This is a genomic window from Oceanobacter sp. 3_MG-2023, assembly GCF_030688925.1.
In the GTDB taxonomy this organism is placed as follows: domain Bacteria; phylum Pseudomonadota; class Gammaproteobacteria; order Pseudomonadales; family Oceanobacteraceae; genus Oceanobacter.
Genome location: NZ_JAUYVX010000006.1, coordinates 53,218 through 78,160 on the forward strand (window position 1 = coordinate 53,218; position 24,943 = coordinate 78,160).

The following is a 24,943-nucleotide window of genomic DNA, read 5'->3' on the forward strand; positions in this document are numbered from 1 at the left end:
GTACAGCCAGAATACTTAACGAGACACCAGCGCCAGTTCAGCATCGCTGTTCAGTACCGTCCACCACTGATTACCATCGGCATCGTAACCGACCAAAGGCTCTCCAGAGCAGGCGGCATCACGGGCGGGTGCCGTGACGGCGTAGCTTTCCAGCCACAATCCCTGGTAAATACAGTCAGCCGATGTCAATGCTTCCCAGCCGGTATCGGTTTTGCTCGCCAGCACAACGTCGTCGCCCGACAGCGAGTCCGTCGCGGTCATTGCTACGCCATAGCTATCCGCCACTGCAGTGCCCATGTCCCAGCTCTGGGTTGCGGTAGCCGGCAAGACCACAGCACTTTTTGCGGCACCAGACGGTGATGACAGATCCAGACCCGCATCGGCTTCGATGTCTTTCTCAGCACCGTAGGCACTTTGGTATATGCCGGTCTGGTTCTGAGTGCCGCTGACAATCAGGATATCGGAGCGGGTGTCAGAGGTTTTCTCTGTCCAGCTGAGCGTGACGTGTTCTTTCAGGTCAATGGTGGTGCCAGGGATCAGCAGCAGGTTTTCTTCTTCATCCGGAATCGCCCGGGCGGCACTGTTAAGGTTGGGTGTCCAGCTTTCGTGGTACACATACATCCACTGGTAGGCCAGACGAGTCAGATCCATCAGGGTTTCGGCGCGACTGAAGCCCGGGGTGTATTCCATATCGCGGGTACGGGTGTCGGTGCGGTTAAAGGTGTCGTTGGAACCACCAATCAGTTGCGCCACGGTGCCGTCATCCGCAATACAGATATCGCTCAGGTAGTCGGTCTGGAACACCAGGACCGGACGGGTATCTTCTGGCACAGACGTCGGGTAAATCACGTTGTCACAGCGGTTGGTAGTACGACTGAAACCATCCAGCATTTTCCAGTCGGCACTGAAAGCCTGGTCGGCGTCGTTGCTGCTGGCGGTATGCTCGGAATAGTAGGACTGGTAGTCCACCCGGTCGTTGTCGAATGCCAACCAGCTGGAGTTAACGTCAAAGCCGGTGGCACCGTTGCTCAGTGTGTTGTTCTTCTGCGAGATCACCATCTGGATCAGCTCACGCTCGCCATAGCGGTATTCGTAACCCTTGTACGAAGCATTACCGGCCATGATCTGGGTGTAGGCATTCATGCGGTAATTTCCACCTTCCGGGGTGGAACCGGATGAGGTGGTGGTCAAGGCGGTTTGGGCGGTAATCAGGGAGCGCTGGTACTGATGTTCGTGTCCCTGAACATAAATCACATCGTGCTGGGAGAAGTAGTCCCGGATGTCTTCCTGAACGCTGTAAACCCAGTCGTCGTCTTTGGTGCCTTCCACGATTTGTTCACGGGTCTGGCCGTATTTAGCGCCGACCAGACCGTCGTGGCTGGCAACAACAATGTGATCGATCTGATCTTCGTTGGATTCGATCACGTCCTGAATCCACGAGAAGGCAATTGGCAGGTTGTAGTACGCCAGGCCCACAATCAGTACGTTTTCACGGATCACGTAGTAGTTGATCCATTCAAAGCCTGGCATATGGACGGCGTCTTCCGGGATGTAATCCCGCATGGTTTTGATCCACTCTACGGTATAGGCGTAGCTGGTTTCGTGGTTGCCCATCACTGGCAGGAATTCGATACCCTGATCTTTATAAGACTCCGCCACGGATGTCCATTCTGCCCATTCAACGGTGGTGCCCTTGTCGGTCAGGTCACCCAGTGCAATCACCATATCCACACCGGCATCGGCCTGGTGCGACAAGACTTCGCGCATCGGGTGCATGGCCACGTGAGACTGGCCTTCGCTATCGCTACCACCTTGAGTATCAGGCAACAGGCCTATTTTATAGGGCTGGTATGCACTTTCCGATGGTGACGAGTTGTCATCGTCTGACCCACAAGCAACGAGACCACTGGCAGTGACTGCCGCGATGGCCACCGATAAAACGGAACGGGTCATACTCTGATAACGCATCTTGCTACCTCTCTGATCATTCTGATAATAATTTTCGGAGAGGCAGTATCAGCAGGGAACAAGACAGATTGCTGACACTTGCAGTAATAATTCATGACAATATTTTACAGTTTGCCAGGAACTTGGAATAAGGCAGGCTGCGCCTGGTCTCCTGATGCCGTCCGAGTGGTGACTTCAGTCACCCTGTCCCAGCACCTCGACCAACACGTTCACCAGCGCCTGGGCTGCCACCGACAGTTCGTGGCCTTTTTTCACCAGAATGCCCACTTCCCGGCCAATGGTTGGATCTTGCAGCGGCACACACACCGCCCCCATTTCCTCCATTTGTTGGCGACACAAGGAAGGCACGGCGCTGACTCCCAGACCACAGGCCACCATGCGGCCAACCGTGGCCAGCTGATGGGCATCGTAAGCAACATTTAATGCCATGCCCTGTGCTGCCAGGCGACTTTCCAACATCAGGCGCACAATTGATGGCCGTTGCAGGGCAATAAAGTCTTCCAGCAGCAAACGCGCCCAGGACAGCCGTCCAGCTACCGGCAGGGATCTCAGAATGGTTGAATCCGGTGGCAAGACCGCCACCAGTTCGTCATCAAACAGAGGTAAAAAAACCAGATCGGGCGCACCTTCCGGGCTTAACGACACCCCGACTTCTATACGGCCGGAGCGCACCATGCTGACGACCTGCTCCGCCACCACGTCATGTACTTCGACACGGATATCGGCAAAGCGCTGACGATACACTTTGAGTGCATTCGGCAGCAGGCTGGCGGCAAAAGACGGCATTGCCGCGACCGCAACCTGTCCCAGTTGCAGGGCAAATCGTTTTTGTAACTGCTCTTCGGCGTTATCCCAATCGGCCATCAACCGCTGGGCAATCGGCAGTAACGCCTGACCTTCCGGTGTTAATGCGACAGAACGGGTAGTACGGCTAAGCAAACGCCCACCCAACGACTCTTCGAGGCTCTTGATCGCCAGACTCAATGCCGGTTGCGACAGATGCACCAGGGTGCTGGCTTCGGCAAAGCTGAGGGTTCGGGCAACGGCGAGAAAAGCACGTAGCTGTTTTGCGGTCATGGCAGTCCTCCGACGGTATGGCACCATCATAACCGCCGCCGCTATCGTGCTGCTATCCGCCAATCGATGGGCACTGGCAAACCATCACCAGACCCATCCATCGCCAAGCAGACAGGCACAATCAGTTCATGATGTTCTGCTCAACCCAGGCGGCGACCTGCAGCAAGGCATCATCCTGGCGGGCACGACCGACCAGTTGCAGGCCCAGAGGCAAGTGATCGCCATCGGTTTCACCCGGTATCGAAATCACGGGGAATCCCATGGCCTGCCAAGGGCGACTCATATGCGGCGCACCGGTCTTATCAAGACCCAACGGCGCCACGCCAGGCGCGGCAGGGGCCAGAATGGCATCGGCTTCCGCACAGGTTGACCACAGCCAGTGACGGCTGGTCTCAACCGCATCCAGCGAAGCCAGATAATCTTCACGCGGCATCGCCAGACCATCCTTGATCAGTGCCTGCAATGGCTGACTGAGCAACTCGGCTTGTTGTGACTCCATCACCAGGTTACGACACACTTCCCAGGCCATGATCCGGCTGTGATGCATCACCATTTGTTGCAGCAGGGTTCCTGCTTCCAGCCAGGTCACTTCAACCCCGGCCGCTTGCAAGTGCTCGGCCACCTGCTGCAAGGCGGTGTTCATATCGGCGTCGGTGTCACCCACATTGTCGCCGGCACACATCACTATCCGGCGCGGTTTGACGGCGGCGGGTAATTCCGCTGCTGGCAGTCGTAACAAGACGGCCCGCAGCAGTTGAATATCTTCGACATGACGGGCAAACAGACCCAGTGAATCCAGCGACTGCGCCAGAGGCTGACCACCCCGCAGCGAGAATTCTCCCCGACTGCCGACATAGCCCACCGCGCCACAATAGGCCGCCGGACGAATCACGGAAGCGGCGGTTTGGGAACCCAGCGCCATCGGCACCATCTCGTCAGCTACGGCAGCAGCAGAACCACTGGAAGAGCCACCCGGGGTACGATCCAGAGCGTGGGGGTTACAGGTTTTACCAGGGCGGAAATAAGCAAATTCGGTGGTGACGGTTTTGCCCAGCACCATGCCTCCGGCAGCTTTCACCAGTGCCACACAGCTGGCATCTTCGATCGGTTGGCGTCCGGCGTGAATCGCAGAACCCATTTCAGTGGGCATATCGGCGGTATCAATAATATCCTTGATACCGACCGGCAGACCTTTTAACAGGCTCTGCTCATAAAACGCTTGCTGGTCATGGTATTGCTGCAAATAGTCGGCACGGGACAAGTGGCATTCCCAGGCCCCGACCTTGTCTTCCCGGGCGTCAATACGGTCGAAGCAGGCATTGATCACATCGACAGCGGTGCATTCGCCGGCCTCGATACGGCGTAATGTCTCTGCCAGTCCGGCTCTGTTCAGGGGATTGCTTGCGTTCATCGATGCTCTACCTCGGGCGTTGAATCAGGTTAATGAGTCCATGGTACAACGCCAAATAAAAAATATTCAATTGAACATTCAAGTATTTGACCACATCGATAACTGAATATGGCCCATTGATAAACGAGGTCTTAACGAGGTCTTGATGCAGAACGATCGACTACCGTCGAGATCCGCCAAAGAAAGTCATACCAGAAAATTACAAAAAAAACCCGCCTCTCGGCGGGTAAAACTTGCGGGCTTGAAACTCGGTGTGGATACAGTCTGAGCTGTCATCCATGTGGCGTCTGGCTCACGGCCAGACATACCGGTAATGGAATAAGGACGATCATCCAGCGGTCAGGGAGCTGTCGCCATCCCCTGATCAACCGCTGGCGCTTGCTGCTGCCGTTTACTGTTCGCGATCAAACTGCGACAACCACTCAACCAACATCGGGTGGTAACGGGTCAGCCCCTTGTACTCAATCAGTGGCGCGGGCAAATCTTTCATGACCCGGTGCAGCCGTCTGGCCCAGTCCGGGTTGGCACACAGGTCGTTCATGCTGGCCATGTAGGTCCGGATATTGATCGACAGGGCGTTGGAACGTGGCATCCGGTCGATCACTTGCAGTTCGACTCGCAAGTAAACCTTTTCACCCACATTGTCCGGGGTTACGGACGCTCTGTCGTTACCCCAGTGAGGGTATTCCTCAGGAGAGGTATCCATACGGGCATTGACCGTTAACGTCCAATTCAGGCGGCGTACCGGTCGATTAACCTGCATGGCGGTCAGATATTTTAATGCCCGTTCAAAAATTCCCAGCTCGTGAGCCATGGGAACCGGGCCATGCCATTCGCTGAAGCTCATGCCCGCATCAAAGGCCAGCGACCAGTCGGCCGGACAAGTGACTATACCGGCGTCCATAAACAGGTCGCCGTCGCGTTGATCCATCAAGGCAAGGTCACCCTGAACCTGACGGCCGATGTATTCCATCGGCGGCATCGACAAGGTGCTGCTGTCACCAAAGGTAAAGGTATCGTCGATGTCCAGCAGAGTGTTCTGCCAGTGCCACTGGTCACCCTCTTTGCTGAGTTTGAACCAGTCCGGGTAATCCGCCGACAAGGCGTTCATGGCACGCTCGATCAAATCCCAGCAGGCCAGATCCATATGCGGCATGGCCAAGCAACGTTTTGGGCTTTCAGCCAGTACCAGGCCGCGCTCGTGCATTTCTGACAGGTAGTGTTCATCAACATCGAACAGGTGTTCATACACACTGTCCGGCTCTCCCGGCAGAGCATGTGGCTCGATATTCACCGTGTAGCTGTATTGATCTTCCGGAAAAGGGAACGGAAAACGCTGAATGGCAAATTCACTGTTTGTGTAAGTAAAATCGTCCCGGAAAGTTTCAAGTTTGGTCGGTGTCACACGCATTACGTATCCCTCTTGGTTGGCATTGGCCCTGATGGGCAAATGCCCTGTTCTTGTTCTGGTGATTGGTTATGACAATCTTGGACTATAGATCCAACACCAGGGTTTTGCTTTTGGCTCGTGATACACACGGCATGATGCAATCGGCTTTCTCTGCGGCTCCGAGGTAATTATCCCGGTGCTCAACATCGCCTTCGAGTACTTTGGTCTGGCATTGGCCACAGACCCCGCCCCGGCACATATTGGGGATCTCGAGATCCGCAGCCTCAAGCGCTTCGAGCAAGCTTTCTTCGGCACCGATATCGATGGTTTGACCGCTGCGTTTTAGCGTCACGCTGAAGGGTTCACCAGGTTGCGGCGCGGCAAATTCTTCAAAGTGAATCAGGCTCGCCGGGTAACCGATCTGGGCAGCGTTCTGCCGCACGCCTTCAATCAGCAGCTCTGGGCCACAGATGTAAATATGGGTGCCGCGTGGCTGCTGCTTGAGCAACGCCGTCAGATCACAGCGATTACCGGCATCGGCGTCGTAACGCACACAGGCATCACCCAGCTGTTGTTGCAGCTGGTCGGCATACGCGCCGGTCTGCTTGCCACGGTAGCAGTAGTGCAATTCAAAATTGGCACCCTGACGCTGCATTTCCGGCAAGTAGGACATAAACGGTGTGATGCCCACACCACCGGCAATCAGCAGGTGTTTCTTGGCCCGCCAGAGCGGTGCAAACAGGTTGGCCGGCGGGGTAATTTCCAGTACGTCGCCAATCTGTACCTGGCTGTGCATGAATTCGGAGCCACCTCGGGAGACTTCCTGCAAGCGGACGGCAATTTTATACGCCTCGGTGTCGCTTGGATCACTCAGTAGCGAGTAAGCATTTTTCCACTTTTTGGCTTTGCCATTGGCATCGGTGCCCGACATGGTCACCACGACGTGGGAACCGGGAGAAAACGGCGACAAAGCGCCGTCGACGGCAACCAGGGTAAATTCCTTGATGGTCGGTGCGACCAGCTTCATATCACTGACGCGGACCATAAGATGATGGCTGGGGGTATTGGCTGTCATTACTGCATCTCCTCAGGTTCGAAAGTCTCGCTGCGATCTTCGGCATTAATCGATACGCCAACGTAAGCACCGTACAGGCGCGAGAAATGATCCCGTACCAGCAACTGTTCACCACAACCCGAACAGGTATGCGGTGAGTGCGTGACGTCTTCCATCAGGGTGTAACAGTGGGTGCAAAACAGGCGACGGCGATGACTACTGGGTGCCATCAACTGAATCTGGTCGGGAGCAAAGTCCATCCCCAACAGGGTATTCCGGCAATCCCAGAGGAAGGGTTCATCACCAGCGACGTATACCGCAGCGGCTACCGGAGCATCCTCTAACAGTTTGAAGCTCTCCGCCTGGTCGTCACCAACCACCACCCAAAGAACGGTATTGTCAGGGTCGGCGATCGAAACACATTCATCATGCATTTGTTTCAGGCCTTGCTGGTCTTCATTCTGGGCAATAAATATTTGCCACTGTTTGCCACTGAGCAAGGTCAGTGGTTTATAGGACGGGCGGCTTTTGATTCGTTCGTCTAGCTCAATCGATTCGGTCGGGGTCATCGCTGGCTCCAGTGTTCATTCACAGACGTCCGCCTGCCAGTGTTATCCGGCGACGGGGATGCGGGTGTGAGCAGCAGCTCAACCACCACCTTCACGGCGCTGGCCAAAGAAACAACCTGTGCCATCGCTCGGTGGGTTAAAGGTGATGATGCTGCCTTTTTCAAAATAAAAAACGTCACCCACTTTGGCTTCAACGCGGTAACCGGTTTCATCACTAATGACCATGCCGCCTTCGACGATGATTTTCATCTCATGGTCGGTGTATTCACAAACCAGCGGCTCATCAGATTTTTCCATACGCGAGCAGCCGTCCAGACGGGCCTTGTCGGTATCGTCCAACTGGCTGACACCCTGCAACCAGGTATGGATACCGGGGCGGCTGATTCCCGCTTGCGGCGTTTTGATCGCTTGTGAAAAGTGGGTCATTGACATGGTTGTACTCTCACAGTCATTCATTATTCTGCGTTCACAATAAGCCGATCAGGAGCGTACCCGAGTGCGCTCAGGGTCATAAAACGGGGTGGTCGTGACCATCGCCGGAATACGTTTTTGCACCCCGTCAAGCTGGCCGACCTCCAGGTCGGTTCCGGGCGCAGCGGCATCTGGTGCCACCCGGCACAGGGCAATTTGCTGTTTCAGCAACGGCGAGAAGGTCGCGCTGGTCACCACGCCGACCGGGAAACGGCCGCCTTTGGCGAGTGGGAAATACACCTCGTCACCGTGGCTGACGGTCTCGGTACTGTCGATCAGCAACCCGACCAGTTTCTGGCGGCTTTCCGGTGCCTGACGCGCCAGCGCCGCCCGGCCGATAAAATCTTCTTCCTTGGTTTTCATCGGGACGGTAAAACCGATACCGGCTTCGTAAGGGCTGGTTTGTGGGCAAAATTCATAACCGGCAAAAATCAGCCCGGCTTCGATACGCAGCATATCCAGTGCCAGCAGCCCCATCGGCGCAATATCGAACGCTTGTCCAGCTTCCCAGATAGCGTCCCAGATGGCCGGGGCATCGTCCGGGTGGGTCCAGACTTCAAAACCCAGTTCGCCGGTGTAACCGGTACGTGACACCATGACCGGTTGTCCGCTCTCGCCACCCAGGCGACCGATGGTGAAGTGGAACCAGGCCAGGTCGGCAATATCCGGCTGATGCTCCGGCGTCCAGATCAGTTGGCTGAGCAGCTCACGGCTATTGGGGCCTTGTACGGCGACGTTGTGTAACTGACTGGTGGATTCTTGTACCCGCACGGCAAACTGATGCTCACTGGCCAGTTGCTTCAGCCAGGTGCAGACAAACGAATCACCCGTCACCAGACGGAATGCCTGCGGCCCCATGCGGAACACGGTGCCGTCATCGATCATGCCACCGGTCACATGACACAGCGCGGTGTAGGAGATCTCTCCCACCGACAGCCGCCGGACATTACGGGTCAGCGCCAGCTGTAACAGCCGTTCGGCATCCGGGCCAACCACTTCAAATTTGCGTAACGCGGTCAGGTCGATCATCGCCACCCGTTCGCGACAGGCGAGGTATTCGGCAGTGGCACCCCAGCCGGAATATTCGTCAGCCAGCCAAAAACCCTTGTACTCACCGAAGTGTGTGGTCAGGGCGGAAGTGCGGGAATGGAAACCGGTTTGCTGAGTCATACGTGGAAGCTCCTCGGGAATATCCCGCCAGGCGACAGATCGTGGAAAAGTTTGCTCGGCATCGTAAACCCGGACGTGAATATCGGTCGGGCACCAGCCATTGGCGGAGTCAACATCATCAGGACAGGCGGAACTGAGACACAGCAAATCGCGCTGTGCCTGCATCAGGACGTAATCCCCCGGCCGCGACCAGGGTTCCTCGCCATACACCGCACCACAGTCACTGACAGTGGTATTAAAAAAGAAATTGATCGCAGGCCAGCCAGCCCGGGGGGCAATCTGCCAGTCGCGCAGCTGGGTATTGAAATTGTCGGTACAGCTGGCATGACCAAAATAACCGGCGTCTTCATAAAAACGTGGCGTACAGGCCAGCATAAAGCTGTCGTGGCGACCGACGGTGTCTTGCACCACTTCCAGCATGATTTTCAGATTCTGGTCATAAAAACGCGAGTGCAGACCCGGCGTCGGCAAGCTGTGCCCCATCATGGTACGGGTCGCCACAGCATCCAGCATGGGAATGTCATGCGGAGATATTTCACCACGTCTGGCGGCTTCTACAGCGTCCAGGTCAAAGGCGATAAAATCGGAGCTTTGCTTGCCCTCGACATCAATCACCTGAATCCATTGCCCGGCCTTGACGGTATAGGCCCGGGCTGTGCTGTCGGGAATATGTAAATCCTGTACCGGTGGTGCCAACGGTTCCGGCAGGTTACCCGCAAATCGCGTGCTGCCGTGGCCAATTTCCACTTCTCCGGGGGCAATCTGGCTATCCACCGCCATCGGGGCCGCCGGGGCCACCACCACCAGGGTCTGTTCCCGGTGCGCGGTCAAGGTGCAGCCGGCCATGATGGTCTCGGCAGGGATGCTCAGCACATCACTCAAATGCCCGGCCACCTGCCAGTCTTGCAACTGCTGACGAGCCTGCAGCGAGCGGCTGTCGCCCTGCTCCAGCAGACTCAGGGTGCCGTCGGCCACAACCGGTGTCAGCGCCAGGGTGCTATCGTTGGCGGTCAGCGCCGGCGCTGACACGTCATCACAACGAATGATCTCGACGCCTTGCAGTGGGTCGCTGCCGCTCAGTATCAGGGTATCCCCTGGTCGTAACAGCAATCGCAACACCATCTGGCCACACAGCCGATAACGGCGACAATGGTCTGGAATCCGGGATTGAGTCTGTGGTTGCAAAGCAAACGCCATAACAACTCCTGCTGGCTCTCACGTCATTCTGTGCGTCAACCCAGTGCAATTCCGGCCGTCCGGAGTCACTCTGGTGCATATTCGCCGTCAGACATACACAAAGCCTGGTTAACAAATGGTGGAAACAGAGCGGGTGTTGCTGTTTCCCTTCGGTTAAAAATATTTACTCAAGGGATTGTTGGTCTCAATACTCAGGAAGGGATACTCACTTGAGAATATTCCTTATCAAGGGGGATATAACGGGACAAATATCAGCCAAAATATCGAAACTGGCACAGCACCTGCTACCTGTCTTGCCCAAAGGTATCCTCTGGTCGTCGATCACGTCGCGGCCGGGACCATAATCGGAGGGAAATTCGATGACAGTGATTCAATCGAATGGCATGGCCCAGCCAATATCTGGCCGACTGCAGCGCTTGTTGGAATGGGTGATTTCATCACAACAAAGCCGTTACATCACTCCCCGACCTGTGCCTGCCGATGCACCGGAATTTACCCAGCGCCTGCTGCCTGATCTCGCTTGCGATATCTCCAGCTGCACTCAGCCAGCAACCGAACTGGCCACACTGCTGGTGCCACTACAATCCTGGTTGCAACAGCAGTTTCATCCGACCCGCCCCGACAGCCTGCTGCAAGCACTGTGGTTACCCGGTAGCCAGGACAACGGTTACCGCTGCGTCATGCTGGCCAATAGCGCGGAGATCACTCCGGTTAGCGACCCTGTCCATGTGCTGTTGCCTGCTGGCCACCGGATGCAATCCCTGTCCCTGAAACAAGGGACAGCCTGGTTACTGGTGAACGGACAACATATCAAATCCCGAGACCAGGAATCGCTGGAGCAATGCCTGTCGCTGCTCGGCGAGCAACTGTGTCGTGGCCTGAATGGCTGGCAGCAACAGCAACAACGGCTGCAACAAGCACTGAAAGATGAGCGCCAGTGGCACGCCGCCGAATTACATGACTCTGTCGCCCAGGTACTGGGATACCTGCGCATGAGCAGTGCCCGCTTGGCCAAACGCTGCGATAACAGTGCCGAACTGTCAGCTTTGTTACCTGAAGCCCAGGACCTCTCCGAGCAATGTCTGTTTGCCTATCGCCAGACCCGGGAACTGATTGCAACTTCCCGCCTGTCAACGTTGGCCAGTGAACTCGGTAATGAACTCAATCAGCTGGTAGAAGAATTTGAAGAGCGTTCAGCACTGGTGTTTGAGCTGGATAATCGTTGCGAAAATCTGCCACTGAATGACCACCAGGCCACCCAGTTGCTCTATATTGTGCGGGAATCTGTGTGTAATCTGGTGCGCCACGCTCATGCCAGTCATGCCCGTATTCGTCTCTATCAGGAAGCGGACGGCACACTGGTTTGTGCGATAGAAGATAATGGGCGCGGCATTCAGGCAGCCGCCAACAATGGCAGCTTCGGGCTACAGATCATGCAGGAGCGGGCACAGCGTATCGGTGCCAGCCTGACGATCGGTTCCCGCCAGCCCAGCGGTACTTGTGTCCGCTTGCAGCTGCCACTGACCCATCCACTCACTCAGGCCCGACACGACCGCCTGGCTGAACCATCCTTTCGGAAATAGCATTATGACTCCGTCATCCGGTATGACACCTGGTAGTCCACCCGGCCACTCATCCATCCCCCAGGCTGCCGCCCGTGTGGTGGTGGTTGATGACCACCCATTGTTTCGCCGTGGTGTTGTCCAGCTGCTGAACGACAGCGACCAATTCAGCGTTGCCGCCGACCTCGAACACGGTGGCGACCTGCTGGCCGTGCTGGCGCAACATCGGCCACAGCTGGTACTGCTCGACCTCAATATGCCAGCAATCAGCGGCCTCGATTTACTTCGTCAGATTCGCCAGCACGAGATCGATACCAAGGTGGTGGTGATTACTGCCTCCGAGCATGACAGCGACCTGTTTGAAGCCCTCAGCAGTGGTGCCGATGGCTATCTGATGAAAGACACCGCCCCCGACGACATGCTGTCCCAGCTGGACGGGGTGTTAAGTGGCGAAGTCGCCCTCAACAATCACAGCGTCACCCTGCTGGCTCAAGCCTTCCGGCAACCAGGGCCAGGCGACCAGGATATCAGCCCTGCCACCACCGAATCCGACACACGGCTCCCGGGCGGCGTTGATCTGACAGCACGAGAGCGCCAGACCCTGACCCTGATTGCCCAAGGGCTGAACAACAAACTGATTGCCCGCGAACTGGGGATCAGCGACGGCACCGTCAAGGTCTATGTCAAAAGCCTGCTGCGTAAACTGAATCTGCATTCGCGGCTGGAGCTGGCTGCCTGGGTACACCAGCATCCGGATGCCGTGAGCCTGACGCTGTGAGCTGGCTGCGCCGTCAGTCCCGATCATTGCGGCACGCGGAGTCTGCGACGACCGATCTGCAACAGTTGCTCGACAGCCTGAGCGATGCCGTCTTGCAGCTCGACCAGCTCGGACGCCTGACCTACGCCAACCAGGCCTGGCAGCAACTGAGTGGCCACACCATTACGAGCAGCCTGAACCAACCACTGGCTGATTTTCTGCACCCGCAGGATCGTGCCGCCTGGCTACAGCTGCTTAACGGCAGCAGCGACCTGACTGCCAGTGGTCCGTATCCGCCGCTCAAGTTACGCCTCGCCAGCCCGGACCGGCAGCCACTCTGGTGTGAATTACGCCTGCAAACCCTGGGGCCGCAATCACCAAAGACCCGGCAATATTCTGCCACCCTGTGTGATATCTCTCTTCAGGAGCAGGAAGACCAGCAAAACCGTGCGACCCAGCGTGGCCTCAATGCTCTGGTGTCGCGCCTGCCAACAATGATTTACCGCTCTCGTAACGACCGCGACTGGACCATGGAATACGTCAGCGAAGGCTGTCTGGCCCTGACAGGGTACAGTGCCGACGATCTGGTCAGAATGACTCAGAAAAGTTATGGCAGGCTGATTCATCCGGCGGACGTCGACTACGTCTGGCAGCAGGTACAGGAAGCCCTGTCACAGCGCCGCAGCTTTGAACTGAACTATCGGCTGTTTCATACCAGCGGCCAGATGAACCATGTCACGGAAAAAGGCCATGGCGTCTATAGCAGTAACGGCAATGTCCTCGCCGTTGAAGGGGTGATTTTTGCCCGATCAGACTGGCACGATCAGGTCAAGTCAGCCTGATGGCAACGTCACCAGCCGCAGGCCTATAGCCCATAACGTTCTATTTTCTTGATTAACCCTTGCCGGGAGATACCCAATTGCCGGGCGGCCCGGGTACGGTTGCCGCTACATTGCAACAGCGCCTGCCCGATCAGTCGGATCTCCAGCGCCCTGACCTGCTCATCCAGGCTCGCTTCACTGAGAGGCACCTCAGCGACCGCACACTCGATGGCGGACGCTGGATTTCCGGCCACCGCTCCTGCCGTCGCAGGATACAGCAGCTGAATATCCTCCAGGGTGATTTGCCCCTCTGGGCAAATGGACGCCACGCTTTCGAGGGCATTCCTTAATTCCCGAACATTACCAGGCCAGGTCTGGCTCCGGAACCAGTGCATCGCCTCCGGGCTGAGCTGCCAGCTTTTACCTTGCTGTTGCTGCAAACGCGACAGGAATGCCTGCAGCAATACCGGTACATCTTCCTGTCGCTCCGACAGTGGCCGGGTTTCTATATTGACGCCTTTAATGCGGTAATACAGATCTTCGCGAAATTCAGCACCGCGTACCTTTTCGGCCAAATCGGCATTGGTGGCAGAGACCACCCGGATATCGATGTGTTTTTGCTCGCGCCCTCCCACCGGGAAAAACGTGCCTTCCTGCAACACGCGTAATAACTTCACCTGCATTGCCAATGGCATTTCACCAATTTCATCCAGAAACAATGTGCCGCCATCGGCCAGGCTTAACAAACCGGCCTTGTCTTTTTCGGCTCCGGTAAACGCGCCTTTGACGTAGCCAAACAATTCACTTTCCAGCAAGTCGGCCGGTATCGCTCCACAATGCACCGATACAAAAGGCTTGTCCGAGCGATGACTCAGGTCGTGTAATGCCCGCGAGATCACTTCCTTGCCCGTTCCTGATGGCCCGGTGACCAGCACCCGCACGTCCGTGGGCGCGATACGCTCAATCAAGGCCCGCACTTTTTGTGCACTGGCCGAAAGGCCCAGATAGGCCGCCGCCCCTGATGGCTGCTGGCTGGACTGTTTCAGCTGCTGCAGCTCTCGCTCCAGCGTCGTCTTGATCAGCGCCCGCCGCACCACCACCGCCAGCATGTCAGGATCAATCGGCTTGGCGATAAAATCCCACGCTCCTTGCGCCACCGCTTGCAGCGCCAGATCACGATCGGCATGGCCGGTGATAATAATCACTGGCCGACCGTCAAAGTCAGCCATCGCCGCCAGGGTAACCTGGGGGTCAAACAGCGGCGGCATGGATAAATCCAGTAACACCAGGTCAGCCTCAAACGACACCAGCGCCTGACGGGCATCGTCCAGGCTGACGGCAGTTTTGACGTGATAACCCTGATTCGCCAACCAGCGACTGGCCAGCTCCCGAAATGCCGGCTCGTCATCCACCAGTAATATGCGTTGTTGTGTCTTGGCACGTGTCATAAAAGTTGCTCTGGCAAAAAGTCATTATTCTGTGTAACCACGGCAGCCGGTTCGACAGCAGATGCCGTTGCCGGGCGGCACGGTAACCGCAGCTCAAACGTTACCGGCCAATCGCTATCCTTGCGGTGATAAATCTGGCCTTGATGGGCATCGACAATACGCCGCACAATCGCCAACCCCAGACCACTGCCGCCTGCCCGCCGAGTGACAAATGGCTGAAACAGGGCATCCCCTTGCAGTCCGGCATCCACTTCCGGCCCGTTGTTGTGAACGCGCACCAGCAGATATTGCCCCTCTTTCTCAGCCTCGATACACAAGTGGCCATCGGCCGCATTACGCAGGAACGACAGGGCATTATCGATCAGGTTAATAAACACCTGCTGCAGTCGTTGCGGGTCCCCTTCCAGCTCAAGTGTCTCGGCAATTTTCAGCTCACACACCACTCCGTCGGACGGAGCTTGCGCCAAGACATTCGCCACTAACGCCCGCAAGGGGATAACGCTGATTTGCAGAGTCAGACCGCCGGAATACACCAGCATATCGCTGACCAGCCGGTCTGCTCTCTTAAGCTGGGTTTGAATATGCTGGCGGGTGGCAGCAGGTGCATCATAAGCCGCCATCGCAATGATATTCAGGGGATTACGCAACTCATGCGCCATCGCTGCCGACAGGCTACCCAGCTCGACCAGGTGCTGTTCATCCAGCCGTTTACGCTCCGCCGCCGCCAGCGCCAGCGAATGCTCCAACAAACCACAACTGGTCGAGAACAGCGAGGCAAACACTTCCGCCGTCAGACGCATACCAGGGCTGGCATCGTCCCAACCCACCAACACAAAATGCCAGCCAGACGCTGATCGTGATAGCCGCAGCGCCAGCGCAGTGTGTTGGGATGGCTCCATCGGAACCGGCTTATCCAGCTGGATAGCGACCTTGTGGCGTATTTGTTGTGAGAGCAACTGCTCACCCAGACTGACCAGCTGAGACCAGTCTTCCGCTTCCTTTAACCGGGTTGACCAAGTCTCCAGCACAGTTTCATTCAGCGAAGCCCCCGGATAAATCAACCGCGATACCATCCGGCTTAACGGCTGATAGATAAATGCAGCCACCACCAATACCAGCAACGAATACAACCACAGTTGCCAACTGGGCACGTTCGCCAATGCCTGTAAACCGATACGTCCGGACACCACCCCGATCACCGCAATCAGACACAGAATCACCAACATCATGGACACCCACAACAGTGCCCGGTTGGCAAAAGCATTGACCGACAGAATCTGATAACGCACCACGGCATACACCAGCAGCAGCAAGTAGGTAGGCAGCAGCAACATCGGATAGGGAAACCAGCTGATGCCAAAAGAAGGAAAAACAAAGCTGGTAGCCAGTAGCAGCCCCCAGGCTCCTACACCAAACATCGCCAGAATCGATCGCTTTTTATTACCCGAATGACGATACCAGCCAAACAATAATACTGCGTGTGCCAGTATACCGATCAGTACGGTATAAGATAAATTCCAGACACCCACGTCGGTAAAGACAAAAAAGTAACGGATATCCAAGGTGCCAATAGAATCTCCGGCACCCACCCACCAGCTTTGTAGTACCACGGCAATACTGGTGGCATAAAACCAGGGAACCGTTTGATAAAGACGATCAAGTTTATCTTCTCTGGCAGCACCGGAGTTTACAAACCGAATCGCAAAGTGCAGGAAAAAAGTAGGCATCAGTGGATTGGCCAAAATCATATAAATACCAATACGTTCATAACCATGAAACAGCACCACATGGCCAAAACACCACACCGCCATCATGATGGCAAAACCAGCCAAGGCTTGCAGGTCGCTTTGTTTGCGAGCACGCCAGAGTAGCCAGGCCGCGACCAAAAAACCGCAAACACTGGAGACCAACATGGCGATTTCAAACATCAATGAGAGCTTCAAACTGTCAACCTCGCTTACACCACCACAACAAACAATCGTAAACTTACTTTACAGTTCACACAAAAATTAATTTTTATCCTTAAAAATCAACAAGATAAAAACCAATAAAAATTGGCCTATCGATTGCTTATAAGCAAATCATATTTCTTGATCTATCTCAAAATTTTATCTGTTTTTGGAGAAAGCAAAATGAATACTGGATTTTTCATGACGGAAGTCATCGCACTGTTCAGCATTGCTGGTTTGGCATTATTTCCTTTGGCCATCCAGAAAATGCGCACGCTGGCCAGCAACAAGGCCAACTAGCGGACGACTTGATCAATCATTTTTATCATTCACGGCTTTTGTTTTTTATAAAATATTAAAAGCTCTGGTTTAACACTATTGGAATGGCTATGGATCTCGACGTCGCTCTATTATCCAGATTGCAGTTCGCCTTTACGGTGAGCTTTCATATTATCTTCCCCAGCATTACTATTGGCCTGGCCACATTAATTGCTATCTGGGAAGGTTTATGGTTAAAAACCCACAACCCTTATTACTTGCAACTGGCCAAATTCTGGATAAAACCCTTTGCCATTACCTTTGGTATGGGCGTCGTATCCGGTATTGTTTTATCCTATGAATTCGGCACCAATTTTTCCAGGTTTTCGGAAATGACTGGCGCAGTATTAGGGCCATTAATGGCTTATGAAGTGCTAACGGCCTTTTTTATGGAAGCCGGTTTTCTTGGAGTGATGCTATTTGGCTGGCAGCGGGTTGGCCGCAAACTGCACTTCTTTGCCACCACGGTGGTGATGGTCGGCACCTGGTTTTCCGCATTCTGGATTATTGTTGCCAACTCCTGGATGCAAACCCCTGCCGGTTACATCATTGTCGATGGCCACTTTGAGGTGGCCAACTGGATGGAAGTCATCTTCAACCCCTCCATGCCCTACCGCCTGATGCATATGCTGATGGCCTCGTTGATCACCGCCACCTTTGTGGTCGCCGGTATCAGTGCTTACTACCTGTTAAAAAAACAGCATATTCCCTTCGCCCGCAAAGGCTTGTCCATGTGCATGTGGTTCGCTCTGGTCTTGACGCCATTACAAGCATGGGTGGGTGATATGCACGGCTTGAACGTCAAGGAGCACCAGCCAACCAAGCTGGCGGCGATTGAGGGCATTTGGCCTGCGGAAGAAAACAACGTACCACTACTGCTGTTTGCCATGCCGAACATGGCCACCGAATCCAACGATTATGAAATTGCGATTCCAAACCTTGGCAGCCTGCTGTTGACCCATAGCTGGGATGGCGCGCTGCAAGGCCTGAAAGCCGTACCGGCAGCAGATCGTCCCAACGTACCACTGGTGTTCTGGTCATTCCGGGTAATGGTCGGTATTGGCTTCGGCATGATCTGTATTGCCCTGCTGGCGCTGGCTTTACGTCGCAAGGAGCGCTTGTTTGAGAGCAAACCCTTTCTGGCACTGGTAACGCTGTTTACTCCCAGTGGAGTGATTGCGGTGCTCGCTGGCTGGTACGTGGTGGAAGTCGGTCGCCAGCCCTGGATTGTTTATAACCTGGTGCGTACCTCAGACATCGTATCGCCACTACCAGCCGAGCGGGTGTTGTTCACGCTGATCATGTTTGTGTTGATCTATACCTCCCTGCTGGGTGTTTACCTCTACTTCATGCGCAAATTGATTAAAAAAGGCCCACCCACCATGAACGCACTGGAAGAACAGTTGATTGGTATGGATGCCCCCGGCTATGCCCTCGCCTGGGTCAAAAACCTGAACCAACAAGAACGAGGAGCAAAATAATGGATCTGGCCTTGTTCTATTTTCTGTTATTGGGATTTTCCATCTTTATGTATGTGTTGCTGGATGGCTTTGACCTGGGGATCGGCATTCTCTACCCCTGGTTTGATCAGGATGGTGAACGTGATCACCTGATGCGCTCCATCTCACACGTCTGGGACGGTAATGAAACCTGGCTGGTATTTGGCGGCGTCATGCTATTTGCAGCCTTCCCTGCTGCCTATGCCGCGATTACCACGGTATTTTACCTGCCGATTATGCTGATGTTGTTTGCGCTGATTTTCCGGGGAGTGGCGTTTGAATATCGTTTCAAATCCGACACCTCGCGACCCTATTGGGATTTTGCCTTCAGCGCCGGTTCTGCCATTGCCGCTTTTTGCCAGGGCATGCTGCTAGGCTCTCTGGTGCAAGGTATTCCAGCAGGTAGTCACAGCCTGTCGAGCCTGCATTGGCTAACACCCTTTTCGGTATTGACGGGCTTTGCGGTTATGGCAGGTTACGCTTTATTAGCCGCCTGCTATCTCTATATGAAAAGTCGTGGCCAGATTCAGCAACACGCCGCCAAACTGGGAAAATACCTGCTGATGACCACCCTGTTCGCCATGGTGGCAGTGAGTTTATGGACCGTAATCAGCCAGCCAGCTATAAGGGATCGCTGGTTTACCGATAACCACTTTTTATTGTTGTCGCCACTGCCGATACTGACCTTTTTGGCAGCATTATTCGCCTGGCGAGGCCTGCACAACCACCAACACGAAAGCCGTCCCTTCTGGTGTGCCGCCATCATCTTTTTGCTCAGCTTTGCCGGATTGGTTGTTGGTCTGTTTCCCTATCTGATACCGGGCCAGCTAACCTTTATGGCAGCAGCATCCCCCGACAGCAGCCTGTACTTTTTATTACCCGGCGTGTGTATTTTTATCCCGCTGATTTGCCTTTATACCTTATGGGGTTACCGGGTATTTTCCGGCAAGGTAGAAGATTATCAGGAGGGTTATTAATGGATGTAACCACTATTAAAAACAAGATAGCCAGGCTCAAATCCTGGCAATGGTTTTTACTGCTGTATTTAATCGGTTTTACCGCCGTTTTTTCTATGTCCTACGGGATCAAACTACTGATGACAGGCTTGCCCTGAGCCACTCTGGTCAGGGACATCTTTTTAACTAGGACACCCACTTTTATTTTCCGGTGAAATTGGCTGAAATTGGGACACCCATTTTTATTTTCAAGCTGCGGTATCCCACTTCAGGCTTTGCCAGACGAATCTGCCTGTTTTGGGTGGTCATTGGCAGGGCGAACTAGTGATAAAAAGGATAAATCTTGATCGTTGCGCGTGATCAAGCCTCAGAGTATGTCTCTGATCGTCGTACCTGGTTTGGGAAATTCGCGGTGAGTGATTCGGATCAGCCCGCCAACAGCTTCCTGGCTGGCGCTATACCGGTCGGTCGTTTGTAACCGAGTCGTTCGCAGGCAGAACGAACATTGGATTCGCTACCAACAAAGGTTGTGAAGCACTGCTCGAATTGCTGACTAATGGTCAGCCACTGATTGTCATCCAGGCCAATTCGGCTGAGGATCGGCGATACGCTTGTATCAATCGCGCCACGTTTATCGCCGCGAGCTATCCGCCCGGTTGCATCAACTAACGCCAGATAGTCACTCAATGGCATCTGGATACCCACGGGTGAATGTTGTTTCGGATGGCCAACAAATGGCAAAAGCCCGGAAGATTGCCGTTCGATGGCATCGGTATTTACCGTCGTTGTTGCGTCATTGATTCGACGGCTAACGGATGTGTGATCGGAGGTTTCAAGCGTCGCGGCAATTTTCGCTCTCACCGGATTCAAATCCACGTAAGCCATGCAACTGAGTAACGCTGCTTCATCGAGCAATGCCTGGGACTTGAAACGACCTTCCCAGAATCGCCCGGAACAGTCATCTTCCGCATTCGCCTCGCGGGCAATGGCTTCGTTTAACACGCGCATAAACCAGCTGATATCCGACAATCGGGAACGCCATTCCTCAATCAGAATCGACAACCGCTGCTGCTCCGGCTCTGAGAGCAATTCTTCCTGCACAAACCGCTGCGACAGCGCATTGCCCTTGAACAGCTGATGCCAGCGCAGCACAACGTCCATATCGCTCCAGGCCTGAGCCTGCCGGGTATCGATAAACAGCACCACGTGGTAGTGATTCGACATCACTGCATAAGCCGCAACCTGGATGGCGAATATTTGCGGTAACGCCAGAATACGCTCTTCCAGCCAGCCGCGCCGATGTTCGTAACTCTGGCCAGACACTGAATCTGTTCCACACAGATAAGCGCGACGTACACAGCGGGAAACGCAGTGGTAATAAGGAGTGGCCTCAATCGAGACCTGTTGTTTACGAGGCTTGGGCATAGTCGAACTCCGTCCGTGAAGTTGATGATTTTCAATTATGACATCGCGACGCGGCAATGGAATCAGGCAAAAGTACTTGATTAGTGGGTGTCTTAATGGATTTTACTAATGGATTGTTAATGGATTGCTTGATTGATGGGTGTCTCAATGGATTGTCGAGTGCCTATAGAATTGATGGGTGTCTTAATAGTGATTCCTATAGAATTGATGGGTGTCTTAATAGTGATTCCTATAGAGTTGATGGGTGTCTCAATAGTAGGATTGTTTAGTGGGTGTCTTAATAGAGGATTTCACTCCCCCTCTGGCTGTTCCAGCTCTTGCAGCAAATAGCCCACTTCTTCCATCTTTTCATGCAGCAACTGCTGGCTGTCTTGCAAACCACGATTGTAGTAATACGGGCCGATTTCACGGGCAAAAAAATCAATCAGAAACTCGGCATCAAAGCTGCCAATGTCTTGCTGCAGCTCGTCGTTGAAGTATTTTTTCACTTTGGCTGCCATGTGTGATTTTTGTTCTGTAGAAAATCGAATTTCGTTCATGTCGGTTCCTGGCTAACCCTTTATTTTGATGATAAAAAACAGCCCCAGGTTGATCGCTCAACAAGGGGCTGCTTTGAATCGTGCTTGAGTTTACGCAGTCCGTCAAAGCGGACAGCTGCTGCGGGCATCGCGTCCTCAGGCAGCAGGGGCATCCATTTGTGATTGCAGGTAGTTCTGCAAGCCGATGCGCTTGATCAGGCCCAGCTGTTTTTCCAGCCAGTAAGCGTGGTCCACTTCGGTGTCATCCAGCATTTTCAGCAAGATATCACGCGTTACATAATCCTGAACCGACTCGCAATAAGCCATCACCTCACGAACATCGGCCACCACCTGATATTCGAGGTTCAGGTCATTCTGCAACATGGTCGGTACATCGTTACCAACGTGAATCGGTGTACGGGTGACCATATCGGGTGTGCCTTCGAGGAACAGGATACGTTCAATCAGGTCGGCAGCGTGTTGTTTTTCGTCATCAAATTCGTGGGAGATACGGACGTACAGCTTGTCCAGGCCCCAGTCCTGATACATGCAAGAGTGAACAAAGTACTGGTCCATGGCAGTGAGTTCACCCGCCAGCAGTTCGTTCAGTTTTTCAATAACCTGTTGATTGCCTTTCATGGTGTTCCCCTTAGTCGTCGCTCATCATGGACTGCAGATAGTTTTCGATACCGGTGTTGGCGATCAGATGCTGCTGGGTTTCGATCCAGTCCAGATGCTCTTCTTCGTACTCTGTGATTTCTTCCAGTACTTCGCGACTGACGAAGTCCTTGACCGATTCACAGTAGGCGATGGCTTCACGCAGCAGCGCCAGCTGTTCGACGATCTGGTCCATGTCGCACTGCAACATCTCAGCCGGGCTTTCACCGATGCGCAGACGATTCAGTTTCTGCAGATTAGGCAGGCCTTCCAGAAACAGTACGCGTTCAATCAGTTCATCAGCCTGTTTCATATCCTTGATGGATTTTTTGAAGCATTTTTTGTCGAGTGCTTCGAAACCCCAGTTCTTATACATGCGGGCATGCAGGAAATACTGGTTGATCGAAGTCAGCTCAATGGTTAACACCTGGTTCAGGTATTCAATAACCTTGCTATCGCCTTTCATAAGCCCCTAATCCTTGTCGTGATTACATTGATGCCAAGTCTAGGTATCAAAAGGCTGGTCGGCAAGTCTGTAAATGCAATATTTACGTTATAAATAAGTTTGCACCTACCAATATTATTGAATTTTCAATTTTGTAGCAAAACAAACAAGTTATTGATTTTAAACAATTTTATATCAATAAAACTCAATCGCCTTATCATTTGAAAACCATCACCGTTTAGGACGAGTTCCTGTTTGATATAAGCCATCATTAAAAAACCACACCACTTCATCACGACTCTTTCCCAGTAACATTGGCTGGTCATCAACAAAAAGAAAATTCTTCCAGTGTTGCTGAAATATATCCCAGCGCGTCTGGACAATATGATCGACGTCGTAACAAAAAAAGACGGTGACGTTGGTCTCCCAGTGAATATGCTGCGCCAGGTCTTCCGGCATGCTGTTTTCGTCGGCTTCCCAGGCATTCTGCCAGTTTGCCTTCGGCTGCCAGATACCTTTTTTGGATGGCCAGTCATCACCTAGAAAGTGGCTGGCATGCGCCGCTTCCTTGCTGATATGGGTTTTCCAGAACTGGTTGGCTGAGGCCTTGTCGAGCGGGCGAATCAGCGCCAACGTCTCAGAATCGATCGGTAATTCACGATGACGGAAAATCCAGCCCCATTTAAAGTCGTTCAGGGATACGTACTGCATGGCAAGCCTCGAGGGAAGAGAGTCAAACTCGGAATGTCAGATGTACCATCATTACCATAATCTGCACAGCAGTCAGTGGTCGATGGTCAAGTGATAAGAAACCAGGCAGCGGGCACGCTGGTGCCCGCTGGCAAGGCAAGCCAATCAGTCTTTGAAGGTGTGGCTGGCAATAAATGCGTGCACGGTGGCCAGATCGGCAGGTAATACGCTCAACCGCTCTTCGCGTTCCATCAGATCGGTTAGATGATGCGGCAGTTTGGGCATTTCGAATCCGGCGCGCTGGACCGCTTCTTCAAATTTCACCGGATGCGCGGTGCCCAATGTGATCATCGGAATCCGGGGGTTGCGACGGCATTCCCGAGCGGCTTTCACACCAATGGCGGTATGCGGGTCCAGCAGGTAGCCGGTTTCGGCAAAGACCTGTTGCATCGTTGCAATGGTGGCATCCTGATCCACCGCGAGGCTGTCGAACAACTGGCGGGCGCTGGCCAGCTTGTCTGCGTCGAGGGAGACCACTTCGGTTTTGGCATTCATCCGGCCCATCAGGTCGGCCAGAGCGGCGCCGTCGCGATCGTACAGGTCAAACAACAGACGCTCAAAGTTGGACGATACGGCAATGTCCATGGATGGCGTGATGGTGTGCTTGAGCGGGTGAACTTCGTACAGGTTCTGGCTCATCAACCGATGCAGGACGTCGTTTTCATTGGTCGCAATGATCAGCTGCTCGATTGGCAGGCCCATTTTACGCGCCATGTATCCGGCAAAAATATCGCCGAAATTCCCGGTCGGTACCGAATACGCCATTGGCCGCAGTGGACCACCCAGGTTCAGGCTGGAATAGAAGTAATAAACAATCTGGGACATGATGCGCGCCCAGTTGATGCTGTTGACAGCGACCAGCTTGCGTTCACCGCGCAAGAAGGACTGGTCGCCAAAGCTGGCCTTGACCATATCCTGCGCCTGGTCGAAATTGCCTTCGATGGCGATGTTGAAGATATTGTCGCCGGTAACGGTAGTCATCTGGCGGCGTTGCACTTCAGAGACCTTGCCATGGGGATGCAGGATAAAGATATCCACATTACGACAAGCCTTGGTGCCTTCGATGGCCGCCGAGCCGGTATCACCCGAGGTGGCTCCCATGATCACGACCTTTTCCTGACGCCGTTCCAGTACGTAATCCAGCAAGCGTCCCAGCAGTTGCAGGGCAAAATCCTTGAACGCCAGCGTCGGGCCGTGAAACAGTTCCAGCACGTATTCGTTGTGGTCGATCTGCTGCAACGGCGCAACGGCTTTATGACCAAAAGCACCGTATACATCATCGATCATGCCTTGTAATGCATCGGCGTCTACGCAACCTTCCACGAAGGGATAAATCACCTTGTGCGCCAGTTCGGTGTACGACAGGTCACGCCAGGATTCAATCTCTTCCAGAGAGAATTGTGGCACGTCTTTCGGTACGTACAGGCCGCCATCAGCGGCCAGACCGGTTAACAGAACGTCGTCGAACGCCAGCTCTGGCGCATTACCCCGAGTGGAGATGTATTTCATCATGGTGTGAAAACCCGAATGC

The 24,943-nt window shown here is 54.1% G+C and carries 22 protein-coding genes; 6 read left to right on the forward strand and 16 right to left on the reverse strand.

The annotated features are described in order from the left end of the window. Positions 1–15: 15 nt before the first annotated feature. The 8 genes from Q8W32_RS07210 to Q8W32_RS07245 form a co-directional block, all read right to left on the reverse strand. Entirely contained in the window at positions 16–1,953 is a 1,938-nt protein-coding gene (locus tag Q8W32_RS07210; protein WP_305414334.1) for a metallophosphoesterase, read from the reverse strand. Positions 1,954–2,142: 189 nt separating this feature from the next. Next, on the reverse strand, positions 2,143–3,045 hold the full coding sequence (locus tag Q8W32_RS07215; RefSeq protein ID WP_303432847.1) for a LysR family transcriptional regulator: 903 nt from the start codon (positions 3,043–3,045) through the stop codon (positions 2,143–2,145). Between the two features lie 121 nt (positions 3,046–3,166). Continuing rightward, positions 3,167–4,456 carry an amidase gene (locus Q8W32_RS07220; protein ID WP_305414335.1) on the reverse strand — a complete coding sequence of 430 codons (1,290 nt, stop codon included), beginning with the start codon at positions 4,454–4,456 and terminating at the stop codon, positions 3,167–3,169. Positions 4,457–4,847: 391 nt separating this feature from the next. Continuing rightward, on the reverse strand, positions 4,848–5,867 hold the full coding sequence (locus Q8W32_RS07225; protein ID WP_305414337.1) for a DUF3445 domain-containing protein: 1,020 nt from the start codon (positions 5,865–5,867) through the stop codon (positions 4,848–4,850). Positions 5,868–5,949: 82 nt separating this feature from the next. Next, the gene (locus Q8W32_RS07230) at positions 5,950–6,921 is read right to left on the reverse strand and encodes a PDR/VanB family oxidoreductase (protein ID WP_305414338.1); all 972 of its coding nucleotides are present in this window, start codon (positions 6,919–6,921) and stop codon (positions 5,950–5,952) included. Further along, positions 6,921–7,469, reverse strand: coding sequence for a dimethylamine monooxygenase subunit DmmA family protein (locus tag Q8W32_RS07235; RefSeq protein WP_303432840.1), 549 nt, complete (start codon positions 7,467–7,469; stop codon positions 6,921–6,923). Before Q8W32_RS07235 ends, Q8W32_RS07230 begins: the two co-directional genes overlap by 1 nt. 78 nt (positions 7,470–7,547) lie before the next feature. Then, positions 7,548–7,901, reverse strand: coding sequence for a cupin domain-containing protein (locus Q8W32_RS07240; RefSeq protein ID WP_303432839.1), 354 nt, complete (start codon positions 7,899–7,901; stop codon positions 7,548–7,550). A gap of 48 nt (positions 7,902–7,949) precedes the next feature. Next, positions 7,950–10,307: a DUF1989 domain-containing protein gene (locus tag Q8W32_RS07245; RefSeq protein WP_303432837.1), complete on the reverse strand. Its 2,358-nt coding sequence runs from the start codon at positions 10,305–10,307 to the stop codon at positions 7,950–7,952. A 359-nt stretch (positions 10,308–10,666) separates the two neighbouring features. Here Q8W32_RS07245 and Q8W32_RS07250 point away from each other — a divergent pair, with 359 nt between their 5' ends. Genes Q8W32_RS07250 through Q8W32_RS07260 form a run of 3 tightly spaced genes read left to right on the forward strand, consistent with a single transcriptional unit; the run spans position 10,667 to position 13,468 of the window. Continuing rightward, the gene (locus Q8W32_RS07250) at positions 10,667–11,890 is read left to right on the forward strand and encodes a sensor histidine kinase (RefSeq protein ID WP_305414341.1); all 1,224 of its coding nucleotides are present in this window, start codon (positions 10,667–10,669) and stop codon (positions 11,888–11,890) included. Positions 11,891–11,894: 4 nt separating this feature from the next. Continuing rightward, a complete protein-coding gene (locus Q8W32_RS07255; RefSeq protein ID WP_303432834.1) occupies positions 11,895–12,647 on the forward strand; it encodes a response regulator in 753 nt (250 codons plus the stop codon). After that, a complete protein-coding gene (locus Q8W32_RS07260; protein ID WP_303432833.1) occupies positions 12,644–13,468 on the forward strand; it encodes a PAS domain-containing protein in 825 nt (274 codons plus the stop codon). The genes Q8W32_RS07255 and Q8W32_RS07260 overlap by 4 nt, the downstream gene beginning before the upstream one ends. A 23-nt stretch (positions 13,469–13,491) precedes the next feature. Here the strand turns inward: Q8W32_RS07260 and Q8W32_RS07265 are convergent, their stop codons facing one another. Both Q8W32_RS07265 and Q8W32_RS07270 read right to left on the reverse strand, forming a co-directional pair. Beyond that, a complete protein-coding gene (locus Q8W32_RS07265) occupies positions 13,492–14,895 on the reverse strand; it encodes a sigma-54 dependent transcriptional regulator (RefSeq protein WP_305414343.1) in 1,404 nt (467 codons plus the stop codon). Next, entirely contained in the window at positions 14,892–16,838 is a 1,947-nt protein-coding gene (locus Q8W32_RS07270) for a sensor histidine kinase (RefSeq protein ID WP_305414344.1), read from the reverse strand. Before Q8W32_RS07270 ends, Q8W32_RS07265 begins: the two co-directional genes overlap by 4 nt. Positions 16,839–17,233: 395 nt before the next feature. Between Q8W32_RS07270 and Q8W32_RS07275 the strand changes: the two genes are divergently transcribed. Genes Q8W32_RS07275 through Q8W32_RS07285 form a run of 3 tightly spaced genes read left to right on the forward strand, consistent with a single transcriptional unit; the run spans position 17,234 to position 19,775 of the window. Further along, positions 17,234–18,643 carry a cytochrome ubiquinol oxidase subunit I gene (locus tag Q8W32_RS07275; protein WP_305414345.1) on the forward strand — a complete coding sequence of 470 codons (1,410 nt, stop codon included), beginning with the start codon at positions 17,234–17,236 and terminating at the stop codon, positions 18,641–18,643. Further along, positions 18,643–19,638, forward strand: a complete 996-nt coding sequence (gene cydB / locus Q8W32_RS07280; RefSeq protein WP_305414346.1) for a cytochrome d ubiquinol oxidase subunit II — start codon at positions 18,643–18,645, stop codon at positions 19,636–19,638. The genes Q8W32_RS07275 and cydB overlap by 1 nt, the downstream gene beginning before the upstream one ends. After that, the gene (locus tag Q8W32_RS07285; protein ID WP_303432826.1) at positions 19,638–19,775 is read left to right on the forward strand and encodes a hypothetical protein; all 138 of its coding nucleotides are present in this window, start codon (positions 19,638–19,640) and stop codon (positions 19,773–19,775) included. The genes cydB and Q8W32_RS07285 overlap by 1 nt, the downstream gene beginning before the upstream one ends. Before the next feature lie 268 nt (positions 19,776–20,043). Here the strand turns inward: Q8W32_RS07285 and Q8W32_RS07290 are convergent, their stop codons facing one another. The 6 genes from Q8W32_RS07290 to thrC form a co-directional block, all read right to left on the reverse strand. Then, the gene (locus tag Q8W32_RS07290) at positions 20,044–21,042 is read right to left on the reverse strand and encodes a transposase (protein WP_305414347.1); all 999 of its coding nucleotides are present in this window, start codon (positions 21,040–21,042) and stop codon (positions 20,044–20,046) included. Positions 21,043–21,332: 290 nt separating this feature from the next. After that, positions 21,333–21,581, reverse strand: a complete 249-nt coding sequence (locus Q8W32_RS07295) for a DUF2164 domain-containing protein (RefSeq protein WP_303432824.1) — start codon at positions 21,579–21,581, stop codon at positions 21,333–21,335. A gap of 135 nt (positions 21,582–21,716) precedes the next feature. Then, a complete protein-coding gene (gene bfr / locus Q8W32_RS07300) occupies positions 21,717–22,199 on the reverse strand; it encodes a bacterioferritin (protein WP_303432823.1) in 483 nt (160 codons plus the stop codon). 10 nt (positions 22,200–22,209) lie between these two features. Continuing rightward, positions 22,210–22,683, reverse strand: coding sequence for a bacterioferritin (bfr, locus tag Q8W32_RS07305; protein ID WP_303432822.1), 474 nt, complete (start codon positions 22,681–22,683; stop codon positions 22,210–22,212). Positions 22,684–22,893: 210 nt separating this feature from the next. Next, positions 22,894–23,373 carry a DUF2947 domain-containing protein gene (locus Q8W32_RS07310; protein WP_303432821.1) on the reverse strand — a complete coding sequence of 160 codons (480 nt, stop codon included), beginning with the start codon at positions 23,371–23,373 and terminating at the stop codon, positions 22,894–22,896. Between the two features lie 144 nt (positions 23,374–23,517). Next, complete coding sequence (gene thrC / locus Q8W32_RS07315) at positions 23,518–24,921, reverse strand: threonine synthase (protein ID WP_303432917.1); 1,404 nt, start codon at positions 24,919–24,921, stop codon at positions 23,518–23,520. Between the last annotated feature and the right edge of the window lie 22 nt (positions 24,922–24,943).